Annotated in this window: 12 protein-coding genes; 4 read left to right on the top strand and 8 right to left on the bottom strand. The window is 28.1% G+C overall.

Features of this window, described 5'->3' with window-relative positions:
* Window positions 1-211 precede the first annotated feature (211 nt).
* Window positions 212-3,652 carry a pyruvate carboxylase gene (locus KQI30_RS14965; protein WP_216464154.1) on the bottom strand — a complete coding sequence of 1,147 codons (3,441 nt, stop codon included), beginning with the start codon at window positions 3,650-3,652 and terminating at the stop codon, window positions 212-214.
* A 583-nt stretch (window positions 3,653-4,235) separates the two neighbouring features.
* Between KQI30_RS14965 and KQI30_RS14960 the strand changes: the two genes are divergently transcribed.
* Complete coding sequence (locus tag KQI30_RS14960) at window positions 4,236-5,408, top strand: AI-2E family transporter (RefSeq protein WP_216464153.1); 1,173 nt, start codon at window positions 4,236-4,238, stop codon at window positions 5,406-5,408.
* Window positions 5,409-5,487: 79 nt separating this feature from the next.
* Window positions 5,488-6,501 (top strand): hypothetical protein, encoded by a 1,014-nt coding sequence (locus tag KQI30_RS14955; RefSeq protein ID WP_216464152.1) that lies wholly within the window; start codon window positions 5,488-5,490, stop codon window positions 6,499-6,501.
* 68 nt (window positions 6,502-6,569) lie between these two features.
* Here the strand turns inward: KQI30_RS14955 and KQI30_RS14950 are convergent, their stop codons facing one another.
* The 7 genes from KQI30_RS14950 to KQI30_RS14920 all read right to left on the bottom strand — a co-directional run bounded on the left by KQI30_RS14950 (window position 6,570) and on the right by KQI30_RS14920 (window position 16,032).
* Entirely contained in the window at window positions 6,570-10,079 is a 3,510-nt protein-coding gene (locus KQI30_RS14950) for an FtsX-like permease family protein (RefSeq protein ID WP_216464151.1), read from the bottom strand.
* Window positions 10,080-10,093: 14 nt separating this feature from the next.
* A complete protein-coding gene (locus tag KQI30_RS14945) occupies window positions 10,094-10,798 on the bottom strand; it encodes an ABC transporter ATP-binding protein (protein ID WP_216464150.1) in 705 nt (234 codons plus the stop codon).
* A gap of 35 nt (window positions 10,799-10,833) precedes the next feature.
* Window positions 10,834-11,064, bottom strand: a complete 231-nt coding sequence (locus tag KQI30_RS14940) for an acyl carrier protein (RefSeq protein WP_216464149.1) — start codon at window positions 11,062-11,064, stop codon at window positions 10,834-10,836.
* Window positions 11,054-12,736 (bottom strand): AMP-binding protein, encoded by a 1,683-nt coding sequence (locus KQI30_RS14935; protein ID WP_216464148.1) that lies wholly within the window; start codon window positions 12,734-12,736, stop codon window positions 11,054-11,056. Before KQI30_RS14935 ends, KQI30_RS14940 begins: the two co-directional genes overlap by 11 nt.
* Before the next feature lie 2 nt (window positions 12,737-12,738).
* Window positions 12,739-14,085 carry a condensation domain-containing protein gene (locus tag KQI30_RS14930; RefSeq protein ID WP_216464147.1) on the bottom strand — a complete coding sequence of 449 codons (1,347 nt, stop codon included), beginning with the start codon at window positions 14,083-14,085 and terminating at the stop codon, window positions 12,739-12,741.
* A 194-nt stretch (window positions 14,086-14,279) separates the two neighbouring features.
* The gene (locus KQI30_RS14925) at window positions 14,280-15,047 is read right to left on the bottom strand and encodes a M50 family metallopeptidase (RefSeq protein WP_216464146.1); all 768 of its coding nucleotides are present in this window, start codon (window positions 15,045-15,047) and stop codon (window positions 14,280-14,282) included.
* Window positions 15,048-15,075: 28 nt separating this feature from the next.
* Complete coding sequence (locus KQI30_RS14920; RefSeq protein ID WP_216464145.1) at window positions 15,076-16,032, bottom strand: aromatic acid exporter family protein; 957 nt, start codon at window positions 16,030-16,032, stop codon at window positions 15,076-15,078.
* Window positions 16,033-16,142: 110 nt separating this feature from the next.
* Between KQI30_RS14920 and KQI30_RS14915 the strand changes: the two genes are divergently transcribed.
* Together KQI30_RS14915 and KQI30_RS14910 are read left to right on the top strand one after the other, a co-directional pair.
* Window positions 16,143-16,640: a ribonuclease domain-containing protein gene (locus KQI30_RS14915; RefSeq protein ID WP_216464144.1), complete on the top strand. Its 498-nt coding sequence runs from the start codon at window positions 16,143-16,145 to the stop codon at window positions 16,638-16,640.
* Window positions 16,641-16,655: 15 nt separating this feature from the next.
* Window positions 16,656-16,931, top strand: coding sequence for a barstar family protein (locus KQI30_RS14910; protein WP_216464143.1), 276 nt, complete (start codon window positions 16,656-16,658; stop codon window positions 16,929-16,931).
* Window positions 16,932-17,142 lie beyond the last annotated feature (211 nt).

Genomic DNA, 17,142 nt, shown 5'->3' with positions numbered 1-17,142 from the left:
ACCACCGCGAGTATTACCATACTTAATTCCAAGATCTAAACATATTTGACGACAACTTCTAGTTCCTGAAATATAATCTTTTGATGCCTTGATTTTATCTTCAAAAGAATATTTATATTGTCTTCCCATAAAAAATACCTCCAAAGTAGATTTTGGTTATTTACCATGTCTACTTTAGAGGTATCATATCATTATGCGATAGCCTCTTTTATTATACTAATTTAATTAATAACTCACCAGTCTTAACTTGTTGTCCTTCTTCCACTAGTATTGTTTCAACAGTTCCACTAGCTGCTGCTACAATATTTGTTTCCATTTTCATTGCTTCAACAACTATTAGACTGTCTCCTTCATTAACTTGTTGTCCTTTTTCCACTAGTACCTTAACAATATTTCCTGGTATACTAGCTCCTACTTCAAGCTTATTTGAAGGATCTGCCATCTTAGGTCCTTCATTTGGTCCTACATTACTATTAATTCTTTCTGTTTTATCTTTAATCTTAATTTCTCTTCTATTTCCATTAATCTCAAAGTCTAATGTTCTATTTCCTTCATTATCTAACTTACCGATTTCAATTAATTTTACAATCATTGTCTTACCTTCGGCAATTTCTATCTCGCTTGTTTCACCTTCTGCTAATCCATAGAAGAAAACATCACTACTCATACGACTCATATCGCCATATTCAAGAATAAACTTAATAAAGTCTTCGAATACATCTGGATATATAGCATAACTTAATACATCCTTATTAGTTGGTTCATACTTATATTCTTCTTTTAGATACTTTCTAATTTTATCAAAATCTTCTGATGGTAATAACTCACCTGGTCTTACTGTAATAGGTTCCTCGCCTTTTAATACTATTTTTTGAAGTTCAACTGGGAATCCTCCCTCTGGTTGACCCATCATACCTTTAAAATATGATACTACTGAATCAGGAAAAGCTAAGTTCTTTCCTTTTTCATATATATTTTCTGGTGTCAAATCATTTTGAACCATAAATATTGCCATATCCCCTACCATCTTTGAGGATGGAGTAACTTTAATAATATCACCTAACATATTATTAACAGTCTTATACATCTTCTTAACATCGTCAAATCTATGTCCTAATCCAAAACTTTCAACTTGTGGTTTTAAATTTGAATATTGTCCACCTGGTATTTCATAATCGTAAATTTCCACACTACCTGACTTAAGATCAGATTCAAATTGACTATATATAGGTCTTACATCATGCCAATAATCAGATAATTTTTGTATTCCACCTAAATCAATTCCTGTGTCTCTGTCTGTATTCTTTAATGCTGCTACTATTGAATTAAGAGCTGGTTGACTTGTAAGTCCTGACATACTATTAAATGTTGTATCCACTATATCAACACCAGCATCTGCTGCCATAAGTGCTGTAGCTACACCATTACCAGTAGTGTCATGAGTATGTAAATGAATTGGAATTTCCACTTCATTTTTAAGTGCAGTAATAAGCTTTTTAGCTGCATATGGTTTAAGTAATGCAGACATATCTTTTATAGCTAAAATGTGAGCACCCATTTTTTCTATTTCTTTTGCTTTTCTTACATAATAATCTAAGCTATATTTATCTCTATTAGTATCAAGAATATCACCTGTATAACAAAGGGCAACTTCTGCTACTTTCCCGCAATTTAAAACTTCATCTAAAGCAACTTCAATACCTTTTGACCAGTTAAGAGAGTCAAAAATTCTAAATACATCTATTCCGCTTTTAGCAGATTCTTTTATAAATTCACGTATTACATTATCAGGATAATTCTTATATCCTACACCATTTGCTCCTCTTATAAGCATTTGGAACATTACATTTGGTATTCTCTTTCTTAAAGATTCTAATCTTCTCCATGGAGATTCCTTTAAGAATCTATATGCTGTATCAAAAGTAGCTCCACCCCACATTTCAAGAGAAAATAAATCATTACCATAAGCAGCTGTTGCTTTTGCAATATTTTTCATATCTCTACTTCTAACTCTTGTAGCCATAAGAGATTGTTGTGCATCTCTCATAGTTGTATCTGTTAGTAAAAGTTTCTTTTGATTTTTTATCCACTTTACAACACCTTCAGGGCCCTCTGCGTCTAAAATTTGTTTTGTACCACTTAAGTTTTCAACTTTTCCTACTGTAGGAATAACTGGAACATCAAACTCTGTTTTTATTCCTTTTGTCTCATTAACAACTTTTTCTCCAATAAACTTTAATAATCTGTATTCCTTATCTGTTCTTGGATTTATATCAAATAATTGAGGGTTATCAGATATGAAGTTTGTATCACATTGTCCCTTTTTAAATGTTTCATTATTTAACACATTTATTAAGAAATCTATATTAGTCTTAACTCCTGTTATATTTAACTCTTTAATTGCACGAATTGCTTTTCTTCTTGCATCTTCAAAAGTTCTAGAATATGATGTTGTTTTTACTAATAAACTATCGTAGTATGGACTAATAATTGCCCCTGCAAATCCATTACCTCCATCAAGTCTTATACCAAATCCAGCACCACTTCTATAAACATCTATTCTACCTGTATCTGGTGAAAAGTTATTAGCTGGATCTTCAGTAGTAACTCTACATTGAATAGCAAATCCTCTTGGATTTATCTCTTCTTGTGACTTTATTCCAATTTCATCAGAATCCAAACTATATCCTTCTGCTATTAATATTTGGCTTTGTACTATATCAATTCCTGTAGTCATTTCAGTAATAGTATGCTCAACTTGAACTCTTGGATTCATCTCTATAAAATAATGGTTACCGTGCATATCAACTAAGAATTCTAAAGTCCCTGCACTTCTATAATTCATAGATTTTGCTATTTTTAAAGCATCAGCACAAATTTCATTTCTCTTTTCATTATCTAATGATGGTGCTGGACTTATTTCTATAACTTTTTGATGTCTTCTTTGAATAGAACAATCTCTTTCATAAAGATGAACTACATTTCCATACTTATCTCCTAACACTTGAATTTCAATATGTTTTGGACCTTCTATATATTTTTCAATAAATATATCATCTATACCAAAAGCTTTTTTAGCTTCATTTTTAGCACTTCTATAATTAGTTATGAGATCTTCTTTTTTTCTAACAATTCTCATACCTCTTCCGCCACCACCAGCTGCTGCTTTTACCATAACCGGATATCCACATACCTCAGCTGCTTCTAAAGCTTCCTCTTCAGTCTCAATTGGTTTCTCTACTCCAGGGATAACAGGAACGCCAACTGCTTTAGCTACTAGCTTAGATTGAATTTTATCACCTAATCTTTCCATCATTTCTGATTTAGGTCCTATAAATTCTATGCCAGCTTCTTCACATCTTCTTGCAAAATCAGCATTTTCAGATAAAAATCCATAACCTGGATGTATAGCATCAACATGTTTCTTTAATGCAAGTTTTATAATTTCGTCCATATTTAAATATGCTTCAACTGGTCCTTTATTTTTCCCTATTAAATATGCTTCATCAGATTTTGTTCTAAACAATGAATATTTGTCTTCTTCTGTATAAATAGCAACAGTTCTTATACCTAACTCATGACAAGCTCTAAAAATTCTTATTGCTATTTCTCCTCTATTGGCTACTAATACTTTCTTAAATTTTTGCCCCACTTCAGTGCAACCCCCTTGTATCTTAGTTACTACCTTAAAGTAAATAACTCATTTTATCACTTATTTCATGTTACATTTTAAACAATAAACAAATTATATCACATTTACATAAAATATACTTGTAAATTTATATTTTTATCACTAATTTGTCCAATCCATTAATATTTCACTTTTTTATGCCATAAAAACTTCACATATTAGATAAAATATAATAATTTGCAATTATAATTTCATTTTTAAGAAATATATGTTTCTTTCATAAAGGTATGAATATATTCTAAATATTATCGCAAACTATATTAAGACAACATATTGGGAGATGATATTATTGCAAAATTATAAAAACGACTATACATCAGAAATTCTTAAAAATTTAGAGAACTTACTAATTCAATTATGGCGGTAAATTCTTAAAACTAAATTACATAGAGTACAAAACTAAAATTAGAATTCTATCTTGATTTGTGCTCTATGCATTATATTATCCCCCTTCTTTTTACAATTATTATTTTATTAACTTTATGTTATATGGATATATCATATAAAATATTGTAAAATATATCTTGTAAGGGGATGATACATAGTGAATCTTAACGAAGATAAAAAATTATTAAAATTTGCTTTTTATATAGTTATAACTGTAATATCAATATATATAGGCATTGTAATTATTTCAAATATAGGCAGTATACTATCTTTTATTTTTAGTATTTTTAGTAACATATTTTCTTTAATAAAACCATTAATTATAGCGCTAATTATTACATACTTACTTTATCCTATAAGAAATTCCTGCGAGAAATTTCTTAAAAATAACAAAATACATAAAATCACAAAATCTTCAAAGTGTAGAATTTTATCAACAATTTTTTCTTACTTTTTTGTTTTAAGCATTCTTATTGCTTTATTATATGGTATATATTTTATGATTGGTGGACAATTATCTAATAATGCTACTATTTCTAATATAGTATCTCAAATTATAGATTACATAAACGAAAATAAATTTTCATCTACTACTATTAAAGAAACTATTAACAATTTAAACATTCCATTTTTAGATATGTTTAAACCATATTTGTTAAATATAGCTTCTGATATCCAACATTACGTAATAAATAATATAGATAATATGACTTCATCAATCTTATCTTTTGGAAGTAGTATAGCCTCATTTTTTGTAGGTCTAGTAATAAGTATCTATCTTCTTAAAGATACAGAATACTTTATTGCATTATGGAAAAAGATTTACAATATCATATTTAGAGAAAGTAAACTTGGAAAAAATATAACAAAGTCAGCACTTATTATTCATGAAGTTTTTTCAAAATTCATTCGAGGTCAACTTTTAGAAGCATTTTTTGTTGGAATCCTATCATCTATAGCTCTTGCAATTATCGGTTTAAATTATTCTTTTGTAATCGGACCTATTGCAGGTATATGTAATATGATTCCATATGTAGGGCCTGTTGTTGGTACTGTCCTTGCAGTAATAATTGCACTATTAAGCGGCTCTCCAATAAAAGTTGTTTATGCGATCATTGCTATGATAGTAGTTCAACAAATAGATAATAATTTATTAGCTCCTAAAATTGTTGGCGATAGTGTAGGACTTCATCCAGTGTTTACAATGCTTGCAATATTAATAGGTGCCAACGTAGGTGGCTTTTTAGGAATGCTTTTTTCTGTACCACTAATAGCTTCTTTCAAAATATTTTTTAATATTTGGTATGATAAACATATAGCTGCAAAATAATAGATTTATCTTAGTTTTATTCATATAATTAATTACTTCGAATATATTGTTATGTAAGTATTACTAAGGAGTTATTAAATTGTCTAATAGAAATGATAATATGTTTACTAATTATAGCCGTGACCCACAACTAGGAATACCACCAGTACCTTTTTCAACTTTAAATTTTAATCCTGGTGCCATTTATCCACCAGGATTCTTTCCTCCAGTACCATTTCTTCCTGGCGGTATAATACCTTCTGGCGGAAACTTCCCTGGAGGAAACTTATATCCTGCAGGTATTCCAAATTCTCCACCTCCAAATTTTACACCTAAGCAAAATAATCCTAATGTACAATATCTAAACAACAACTTTAATAATAAATCTAGTAATAATAACACTATACGTTTTTGCTTGTTTAAATTTATATATATTTGGCAACGCAACGGAAAACAGTATTGGATTTTTCTAACTAACATTGATAGGAACTCTATATCAGGATTCAGATGGCTTGGAAATACATGGGCTTACTTTGGACTTGCTTTAAATAAAATAGATTCTTTCTTATGTTATAATAATTTTCGCATAGAAACTGATACTCGAAGTTCAAACTCAAGTCATAAAAAAATAAAAAAGGAGCATTGCATATCTGGCGATAAAGAAATTTACTCCACTCCAATAAAAATTGTAAATCTACCTGAATTCAAAGAAGACTATTCTTGTGAGATTCTTCAAGATGATGATACTAAAAACCTTCTTGTAGAGACACCTTACTTAAAATCACGTATAATTAACTTTTACATTATTTTAGAAGTTACTTATCCACTAAATTATAACGATGATATTAAAGCTTCAATTGAAAAAGCTATAGCTACGCCTTGCGATGAAGCTCGATTAATTCTATCTTCTAGTAGAAATTGTGATGATGATATCCCTATAATAGAAAATATCCGCTCGTCATCTTCTCTTGTTCCTAAAGCTCTAGAACTTTTTTCTACTTCATTTATTAATAATCTTAAAAGTTCTAATATCGCCGAAGATATTATTGAGAGTATAAATTATAATATGCGAGAAGAAACGTACATCGGTCCTTGGAGTCCATATATTTATTAGATTTCATAAAAAATAAACTATCGCTAACAACCTTTTATTGTTAGATCGATAGTTTATTTTTATTATCTCTATTCTATAGACTTAAGAGATTCTACCATACTTATATTATTTATCTTTCTGTACATAAATATATTTACTAAAACTGAAAATACCAATGTAAAAGCTGTAGCATAGAGAAAACTACTAATCTTTACCTTTCTCTCAAACATAACAATATCCATCTCTATTGTTCCTACTATATATCTACTTAGGAAAATTCCTATAATTAAACCCACTAAAATACCGATTACCGTTAAAATCATGTTTTCTCGATAAACATAATTAGCAGATTCACCATCTGTAAATCCTAAAACTTTTATAGTTGCTATTTCTCTAAGACGTTCTGAAATATTAATATTAGTTAAATTATATAGAACAACAGAAGCTAACGCTGCAGCACAAATAATCATAATTACTACCACAAAGTTCAAGCTACTTATCATATCTTGAAAACTATCTATAATATATGAAGTAAATGTAATAACTAAAACATCACTTTTCTTTAACCACTCTTCCGCTATATCACTTTCTTTAACTTCATTATTATTAAATTTTAATAATACACTATTAAATTCAATCTCTTTCTTTACTGTACTTTCATACATATGAGGTGATATATAAACATAATTATATATATAATTTTCAGCAATATTTGTAACCTTCAATTTCATTTTATCATTATCATTTTTTATGTTTATCATATCTCCAACTTTTATATCTAACAGCTTTGCTAACTTTTTCGTAACTACTACACTATTATCATTAAATTCTATATTTTTACCACTATCATATTCCTTAAGTTTCACATATTGTGGTAATAAAGTAGTTGACTCTGGTACAAACAATCTTACTTGTATATTATCTTTTACCTTTTCACTACTACTGTCCATTATTGTTTGATTAATTATCATAGTTGACTTAAATCTTTTATCTAAGTTTAAATTATCTAAAAGACTTTCTTTTTCTTTTAATGTACCATCACTTTTTAGTTTAATCATAGCATCATACTTGAATATTTCACCATATTGTTTCGATATAATTCCAGATATAGAATCTTTTAACCCAAATGCCGCTAATATTAATGCAGTACAACCAGCTACACCTAATACCGTCATAATGAATCTTGCTTTATATCTTAATATATTTCTTATAGTTACTTTTGCGGAAAAATTAATTTTTTTCCATATAAACGGAATATTCTCCAATAATATACGTTTACCTTTCTTTGGTGCCTTTGGTCTCATCAATGTAGCAGCATTTAATATCAATTCTTTACTAGTTACTATATAAGCAACGGAACATGTACTTAGCAATGCTCCTAAAATTGCAATGATTATAACGAGAAAATCTAACTTTACATAAAAATGCGGTAACTTATACATTGCATCATAAGCACTAAATATAGTTCTAGGCAATGTAACTAATCCACCAACTATTCCTATAACGCTACCAGCAATAGCTGCTACTAAAGCATAAAAGAAATATTTAGCAATTATACTCCTATTTTCATATCCTAATGCCTTCAGTGTACCAATTTCTGTTCTTTCTTCTTCCACCATTCTAGTCATATTAGTTAAACATACAAGCGCTGCCACTATAAAAAAGAATAACGGAAACACTGTTGCTATTCCATCAATTCTATCTGCATCTTGTGCAAATGATGTAAAACCAGTATCATCTTCATTAGTTAATATATACCACTTACCTATCTCCATATTTTTTAATTCTTTCTTTTTTTGATCAATTTCATCTTCTGCTAATGCAAATTTTTTATCCGCATCATTTTTAGATTGTTTCAGTTTATCTTCATTAATTTTAATGCTATTTTTCGCTGATTCTAACTGTGTGCGACCTTTTTCTAATTCTAACTTTCCATTTGCATATTCCTTCTCTCCATTTGCAATTTGATTTTTTCCATTACTTATTTCTAATTTTGACTTTTCTATCTCAGCTTCTCCATATGCCCTTTTATTCTCTAGCTCTTTTTCAGCTTCTTGTAATTTCAAATCTAATTGATCTAGTACACTTTTCATTTCAGCAAACTTACCTTCAGCTTCTTGTAATTGCTTTTCTGCAGCAATAATCTTATCCATATCTGCATTATACTTATTAGTAAGTTCTTCAATTTTGTTCTTTAATGGTTCAATTGCCTCTTCAACTAACTTGTTATCCTCTATAGCTATTTTTATCTCTGATGTAATATTATCCAAGACTTCAATCTGTTCTTCTGTAAGTTGATACTTAATCTTAATTTTCTCAGCAACATCATCAACAATAGTACAAGTTAACTGTTGCGTTTTTTCCAATCTATCTTGCAAACTTTGTAATGCTTCAATAACCTTCTTTTCTTCAGCTAACTGCATCTTACTTTCATTAATTGTTTCCTCAACCTTTAGCTTCATAATTTTAAATTGTTCATACTGAATATTATATTGATTTAGTTTTTCGGTATATTGTCTTCTGCCATCTTCTATTTGATTTTTACCATCTTCTATTTGTCTATTATAATTTTCTATTGCATCTGCTAATGACTTTTCACCTTGTTTTACTTTTAACTTACTATTCTCTAGCTTTGTAAAACTATCCTTAAGCTTCTTATCTCCTTCTAATAATAATGCTTGTTTATTATCTATCTCCTTTTTGCCCTCTGCAATTTTATCCTCTGCAGCTTTTATCTCCTTCTCTACCTTATCTTTTTCACCTTGTAATTTCCTAACTGCATCATCCAATTGCTTATTTGCTTCCTTAACAATTTCATTATAATTATCCTTTAAGGCTTTATCCCCTAGTTTTTCAATTTCAGATTTGTATTTTTCTATATCATTCTTATAACCTTCATCAAAAACTGATTGATATTTTCCTTCTGTATTAAATTTTAAATAAACTTCTGTATATCTTTCATAACTAAAATCCTCTGGTAATATCATCATATAAAAAGCTACACTACCATTTCCTATAGTACTTACACCTTTGTCATAGGAAATGTATTGAGGACTTTCTATAAAACCAACCACCGTATATTCTCCAATTTTTAAAATATCCTCAATTTTTTCATTCTCATTAGGCGGTATTACTTTTATCTTATCTCCTATTTTATAATTTTTAAATGTATAGTCATCTTTTCCAAGAACACATTCACCTGATTTTTTAGGTAATCTACCTTCCACGACATTTACTTTATTAATTACTTTTTCATTACTATAAGCTTTTGGTATAGAATGAACTTTAACTACTACTTCTGTATCATTAGAACTTACTAGCAACTCTGAAGAATATGATGGCATTACTGATTTTATCTTATCCATTTTCTTCAATTCATCTATATCATTTTTCCTAAATCCATAACTAGACATAATCTTATAATCCATTAAGTTATTATCTTTGAAAAATTTATCTGCTGAGTATTTCATACTAGGACTAGCTCCTTTTACCCCAACAAAAAAGCCTACACCTAGAATTACAATTACCATAATAGATATAAATCTACTTTTTGTATTTTTTATCTGTCTTATAAACAACTTAAATAATGAATTATTCATCTAACTTCATCTCCCTACCATTCAATATCATCTATAGAAGTTAAATGCTCATTTTTTATAATAGATTCTACCTTACTATTTTTCATAGAAATCACCCTATCTGCCATTGGGGTAATTGCTTGATTATGAGTAACTAATACTACTGTCATTTTCTCTTTTCTACAGGTATCTTGGAGTAGTTTTAAAATATTTTTACCAGTTTGATAATCAAGTGCTCCCGTTGGCTCATCACACAATAACAACTTAGGTCTTTTAGCTAATGCCCGAGCGATTGCTACTCTTTGTTGCTCTCCTCCTGATAATTGTGATGGAAAGTTTTCCATTCTATCTTCTAACCCAACACTTTTTAATGCTTCTTCTGCATCCATTGGATTCTTACATATCTGTGCTGCAATTTCCACATTTTCTTTTGCAGTCAAATTTTGTATCAAATTATAAAATTGAAAAACAAATCCAATATCATATCGCCTATAGTAAACTATCTCCTTTTTACTCATATCACTTAAATGATTATCACCAACATATATTTCTCCTCCATCACACTGATCTATACCGCCAAGTATGTTTAATACTGTGCTTTTCCCAGCTCCACTAGGTCCAACTACTACAGCAAATTCTCCTTCCTTTACAGCAAAATCTACTCCATTTGCTGCATTGATAGTAACTTCACCCATCTGATACCTCTTATAAACATCTTTAAAGATTACAAAATCCTTCATACAATCCCCTCTTTACCTCATGTATTAATTTCAAATTATATTTCTTCCTTGTCTAAAAAATAATTAACTACATCTTCTATAGTCTTAAACATCCTTATATCTTTCTCTGGAATTTCTATATCAAATTCATCTTCAAAATTCCCTACTATACTTACAATATCATAAGAGTTAATGCCTAAATCTTCTATTATATCCATCTTTAAATCTATATCTTTCACCTCCATTCCTAAATAATTTGCAATTATTTCTTTAATTTTATATTCCAACCTTATCAACCCCCTCAAGAAATTTAGATCTTATAATCTTTTTTGATGTATTCTTTTCAAATTCTTCTTCTCTAATATAAATCTTTTGTATTTGCTTAAACGAAGGCAATTTACAATTTATCTTTCTTAAATCATCCTCAATATCTTTTTTAACATTTTCCATTCCTTTTATTGAAATATACTCCTTACTTATATAAGCTGAAGCGACAATAATATCACTACCACTTTTACTTTTAGTACTATAAACTAATGTTTCTTTCACATAAGTAATATTTTCAAGTATATACTCTTCTAACTCTTCTGGATTTACATTTTTACCATTGCTTAGCACTATTAAATTCTTCTTTCTCCCTGTTATATACAAATATCCATCATCATCGATATAGCCTAAATCTCCTGTATTAAACCATCCCTTAACAAAAGATTCTTCTGTACTTTCATTATCTTTGTAATAACCCAACATAACATGATCACCACGTACTAATATCTCACCAATACCATCTTTATCTGGATTTAAAATAGATATCTCTACCCTTGATAACGGTTTACCAATTGAATTAAGATTTTTACCAAAGTTAACACTAACTACTGGTGTACACTCAGTAATTCCAAATCCATTTACTATATTTATTCCAATATCCTGAAACTTCCTTATTAAATCTTCTCTAAGAAAAGCACCACCACTAATTATAATTTTTAATTTACCACCGAAACTATCTATAATATCTTTAAAAAATTTTCTTCTACAATCTATATGAACCTTCAATAATGCATTACTTAGTTTTATTAATCTTTTAAAAGTTCCTTCTAACTTTTTTCGCTTAACTTCTACTTCTACAGTTCTATACATAGTTTCTAAAAATAAAGGAACTAAAATCATTGCATCTGGTTTAAACTCCTTAATATTTTTAGATAAATGTTTTAAGCTATCATTGATAAAAATAGTCATTCCTAATTTTATAGTAGTCAATATACCACATATATTTTGATATGCATGATGAAATGGTAAAACTGCCAATACAGTATCATACCCTTGAAATACTTCTACCATATCTATAATATTGCTTAATATATTTCTTTGACTTATCATTACCCCTTTATTTGCACCAGTAGTACCCGAAGTAAACATTATTACATTTAAATCATCAATATTAACTTTACTTTCTATATATGAGTTATTTCCCTTTTCCATCAACTCTTTACCTTTTCTAACAAGAGATTCAATATCATCATATCCATAGGAATTTTCCTCAATACATATGCAACATTGTAAACCTTGGACATTTTTGTTGAAATATTCTACAGAAGACAAAAAAGTTTTAGATATAATAACTACAGAGATATCCGCTTTTTCCATAAGCTGTGCTAATTGCTTTTCCCCTAACTCTTTATCTAATGGTACCGCTACACCCACTCCATTAATTATTGCAAGATAAGATATAATCCACCTATAGCTATTTTCACCAATTATCGCAATATGTTTATCCTTTAATCCCATCTCTAACATCATAGTCCCTAAGCTAAAAACATCGCATTGTAAATCTTTGTAACTATAGGGAACTCTATCTTTACCTTGTTTCTCATAAAATACAACTTTATCCTTATATTTATTACTACAATCTATTAATATATCTTTGTAATCCCCTAATTCGTTTATGATTTCTTCAACCATATTTAACTCATCCCCCCTTTAACTAAATCTAATATTTCTCCAATAGAAGCATCGGGGCTACTAATTCCTAATTCAATTACTTCTATCATAAGTTTATAAATTTCATCAACATTCTCTTCTTTAACAACTGATATTGTATATTCAAATAAAAAATCTAATGTGCCTTCATCACTAATATCCATAATAGTTAAATAAAGTCCCATCGCTGAAGTTCCATTACTATAATTTTTAATATCATATTTTATATTGCTTGCAGAATTAACCTTTGCTAATTGATAAGTAAAACACATATCGCTATAACTATAAGCAGTATTTTCAACTGGATATTTCTTTTTTACATACATCATAATATCTTGATAAGAAAAATCTCCATGTTTAAATAGCATCATCTGATCCATCATAAGCTTATTACAAGTATTAATAAAACTATCATTCCTTGAACATGTTACCTTAAATGGCAAGGAATTTACCATCATTCCCCCTGCTCGTTTACTATTAAAAGTGGATCTTCTTGCTAATGCATTATTTACAATAGATTCATACTTATTGTTTAATAAGTAAATATAGCATTGACTTCCTAATAAAAATAATATTTGAGGTGATATCCGATTTTTCTTTGAAAATTCCTTGATATTAGCTACTTTTTCTTTTTCTAATGTTATTACTTTTAACTTGGATTTTGAGCTTAAAGTAAGCCTTCTAAATGGCTTGCCAACATTTTCTTTAGTAATTGCTGCATAAGTAGGTGGTGTCTCAAATACCTTTTTCCAAAACTCATAATCTTTTTCTCTTTTTTTAGATTCTATATACATTAAATCGTTCTTAATAAGATCTACAAAAGATGCTGGAGCTTCTGGTAATGGCTTATTGTCTCTTATTCCTATATATATATCTAAAATATCTCTTGTAAATACCGTTAATGCCCATGCATCCATAATAATATGATTTACTTTAAGATATATAATAGTTTCATCTTTTGGCGCCTTTATTATAGCAATATCATACAAGTCACTATCCATATATTTCTCTGTTTTTCTAGTCCATTTTCCTAATTTCTTATCAATTTTTTCTGTAGTTAACATACTAAAATCATAAATTATACTTTCCTTTGGTTCTCCCATGTATATATACTGTTTTGTTATATTATCTTCTTCTGTTAATCTAATATTTAATGCATCCATTCTCAATATTGCTAAATATATAGCTTCTTTCAGCAAAGGTATATCCATTTTATCCTTTATCCAAATTGAAGCGCCTATATTTACAACACTCTTTTTTAGCGAATACTTTACTGAATAATACATTAGCTTTTGTGCTGGTGTTAAATCATACAAAATCCTCTCTTCCACTTTACTCCCCTTTTACTTTTATAATTTCAATATATATTTTACCATATTTTTCCATATATGTTTATTCTCAGCTCTCTATGTTAATAAATTTTTAATTTTTTAATATAACTAAACTAGTACCTTACAATTAACCGTGCTTTGTATACATATAAAAAAGCTGCCACACTACTATTAGTGCAACAGCTTTATTCATACTAAAATTTTATGAAACTTATTATTTTAACCAAAAGAAACGTACATATAGATGATATAGTTCCTATTAAAAATATAGATATAAAAATATAATTATATACTTTTAAAAACTTAAAAATTGCCACTGTGTTTATATTAAATACTATAATTACAAAAGCAACAAAATAGCTTAATATAGCTAAATATAAAGCACCTCTTTTTGATGTCATTATATCTTCCTTACTTAGAGACATACTTGTACTTATTCCAATAGTTATAAATATAAATATCCAAAATCTTATTGTTTTTATATTATATAATGAAAATATCGTTTTAACTATCAATTTAATTGATAATGATGAAGAACCCAGAACTATCCTTAAGCTTTCTGGCAAAAATAAAAACATTGCTAAAAATATAATCACACCTCCTATAAACAAAGGTGCTGCTCCAATAAAAAAATTTCCTATATTCTGATATATATTTTTTGTATTACTACTAGATTTAACATAACCTAGCACTCCGTCACTTTTAGACGCTATAGGTCTAAAAAGTTTTATTTCCTTAACCTTATGACCAAATAACAAGCACATTAATAGATGACTCAATTCATGAATTGGAGTACCTATAGCATGTACAATAAAAATTCCTTTTTCACCAAATATTCTAACTATATACTTATTACTCTCCTTTTGTATTTCACCTATAATAAATCCAAATACTAAAAATGCTCCTATTAATCCTATTATTATTATAGTACCTAACTTTGCTATCTCTAATATATAATCCATCTAAACCCCCTCATTTCATTTACTGATACTAATTAGATTCTATAAACTCTTTCTTAATAATTAAAAATTCTTCCAAATCATTAAGAAATTGAAATAGTAATGCTCTATTTTCAAATTCTTCACGAGTTTTTGGTAACTCCATAGCCTGATAAGTTTTTCTTAATGAATCTAATTTATTTATCAAATTAATGCAATCATTATTTTCATATATTTCTTTTGCAACATCTTTTGTAAATCTTGACAATATAACCGTTTGTTCATAGGTCATATTAAATCTTAAAAAATGTTTCTTCATTCTTCTTATTGTATCTAATTGCATAGTTCTCATATTTATATAATTTATATAATAATAATTACTTTTTAAAATATAATTATCATTTATATTCTTAGCAATTACTTTACTCTCATTAATCAACTTTTCAGTATTTATAAAAAGTTTCTGTTCATATATTGGTACAGTACGTGTTATCAATGTTACTGACATATCAGACAATATCCTTCTGTAACTTTCTTCAATTTCTTCTTTCTTTATCTCAAATATATCTTCTAATGATTCTGTATATAAATTAAATACCATAGCAATGCTTATTCCTATTACTGTAAGCGTCTCTTCATTTAAAATCCAATAAAGATTAATATTTGAACTAGTTAATAAATGCGTTGATAATACTGCTCCTACTACTAAACCATCTTCTATTTTTAAATACTTTGTTATAGGTATAAAAATAACTAGAAAAATCCCAAAAATAACTGGATTATTTCCTAAAATAATATATAACACAAAAGATAATAATATCGCTATTGTTGTAGCTATAACTCTTCTTCCTGCCACCTTTAATGCTTCCTTTTTTGTATCTTGTACACTTAAAATAGCAATTATCCCGGCTGTCACAGAAAAATGTAAGTTCATTGCATTTGCAATAATAATAGCTATTGTTGCTGATACAGCCATCTTAAAGGTTTTATCTTTGAAGTACTTAATCATAAATTGTCACCTCCAATTAGAAAATTATTATATAATAATTTTTCTCATTTTGAAAGTTGTTCTTTATAATTATCAATACAATCTATATAATATATTATTGAGGTGATATAATGAAAAAATTTAATAATAAATTATCTGCAATTATTTTTTCAATATTAGTATTAGCTGTTGGTTTTGGCTTTGTATCTCCTGAAATTTTAGATCATTTCAAAAATACTACTACTACTATTGAAAGTACTGCTAATAATAAGGTATCAAATAATTCTAATACCCTAAATGAAAATAACCTTAACGGCTTTCAAGAGGTAGCAGATTATATTCATAAATATAATAAATTACCAGATAATTTCATAACAAAAAAAGAAGCTATGAATCTTGGTTGGTCTCCTGGAGAAGACCTCCATCAATACGCCCCTAACAAAAGTATTGGTGGAGATCATTTTGGTAATTATGAAAACGCTCTACCTAATAAAGAGGGACGTAGTTGGACTGAATGTGATATAAATTATAATGGTGGTTCCCGTGGTAGTGACAGACTAGTATTTTCTAATGATGGATTAATTTACGGTACTTCTGATCATTATAAAACCTTTATTAAGTACTATTAATGGAGGTTTTAGGTTATGAATACTATATATTTTAATGGTGAAGACTTTAAAACCAAAGAAATTTTTCATAATATTATTAAGGAAAAATTGAATTTTCCAAGTTATTATGGCAATAATCTTGATGCACTAAATGATTGTTTATTAGAAATATCTCCATTACCACTTAAAATTGTATGGAATGATTATAATAAAAGTAAAAAATACTTAGGCAACTATTGTGATATTGCATTAAATATATTTAAAAACACATCACAATTATTAAATAATAAACTTACTTTGGAAATAAATTAAGAAAGCTGCTGCACTAATTGTGATATGATACCTCTAAAGTAGACATGGTAAATAACCAAAATCTACTTTGGAGGTATTTTTTATGGGAAGACAATATAAATATTCTTTTGAAGATAAAATCAAGGCATCAAAAGATTATATTTCAGGAACTAGAAGTTGTCGTCAAATATGTTTAGATCTTGGAATTAAGTATGGTAATACTCGCGGTGGT

The organism is Clostridium bornimense (assembly GCF_018917145.1).
Taxonomy (GTDB): Bacteria; Bacillota; Clostridia; order Clostridiales; family Clostridiaceae; genus Clostridium_AN; species Clostridium_AN bornimense_A.
Note: the sequence above shows the minus strand (reverse complement) of the source record. Positions and strands in the feature narration are given on the sequence as shown.

Coding starts and splice junctions, on each gene's coding strand:
- KQI30_RS14950 (WP_216464151.1), bottom strand. CDS start 10,079: ATGAATAATTCATTATTTAAGTTGTTTATAAGACAGATAAAAAATACA.
- KQI30_RS14945 (WP_216464150.1), bottom strand. CDS start 10,798: ATGAAGGATTTTGTAATCTTTAAAGATGTTTATAAGAGGTATCAGATG.
- KQI30_RS14935 (WP_216464148.1), bottom strand. CDS start 12,736: ATGGTTGAAGAAATCATAAACGAATTAGGGGATTACAAAGATATATTA.
- KQI30_RS14925 (WP_216464146.1), bottom strand. CDS start 15,047: ATGGATTATATATTAGAGATAGCAAAGTTAGGTACTATAATAATAATA.
- KQI30_RS14920 (WP_216464145.1), bottom strand. CDS start 16,032: ATGATTAAGTACTTCAAAGATAAAACCTTTAAGATGGCTGTATCAGCA.
- KQI30_RS14915 (WP_216464144.1), top strand. CDS start 16,143: ATGAAAAAATTTAATAATAAATTATCTGCAATTATTTTTTCAATATTA.
- KQI30_RS14910 (WP_216464143.1), top strand. CDS start 16,656: ATGAATACTATATATTTTAATGGTGAAGACTTTAAAACCAAAGAAATT.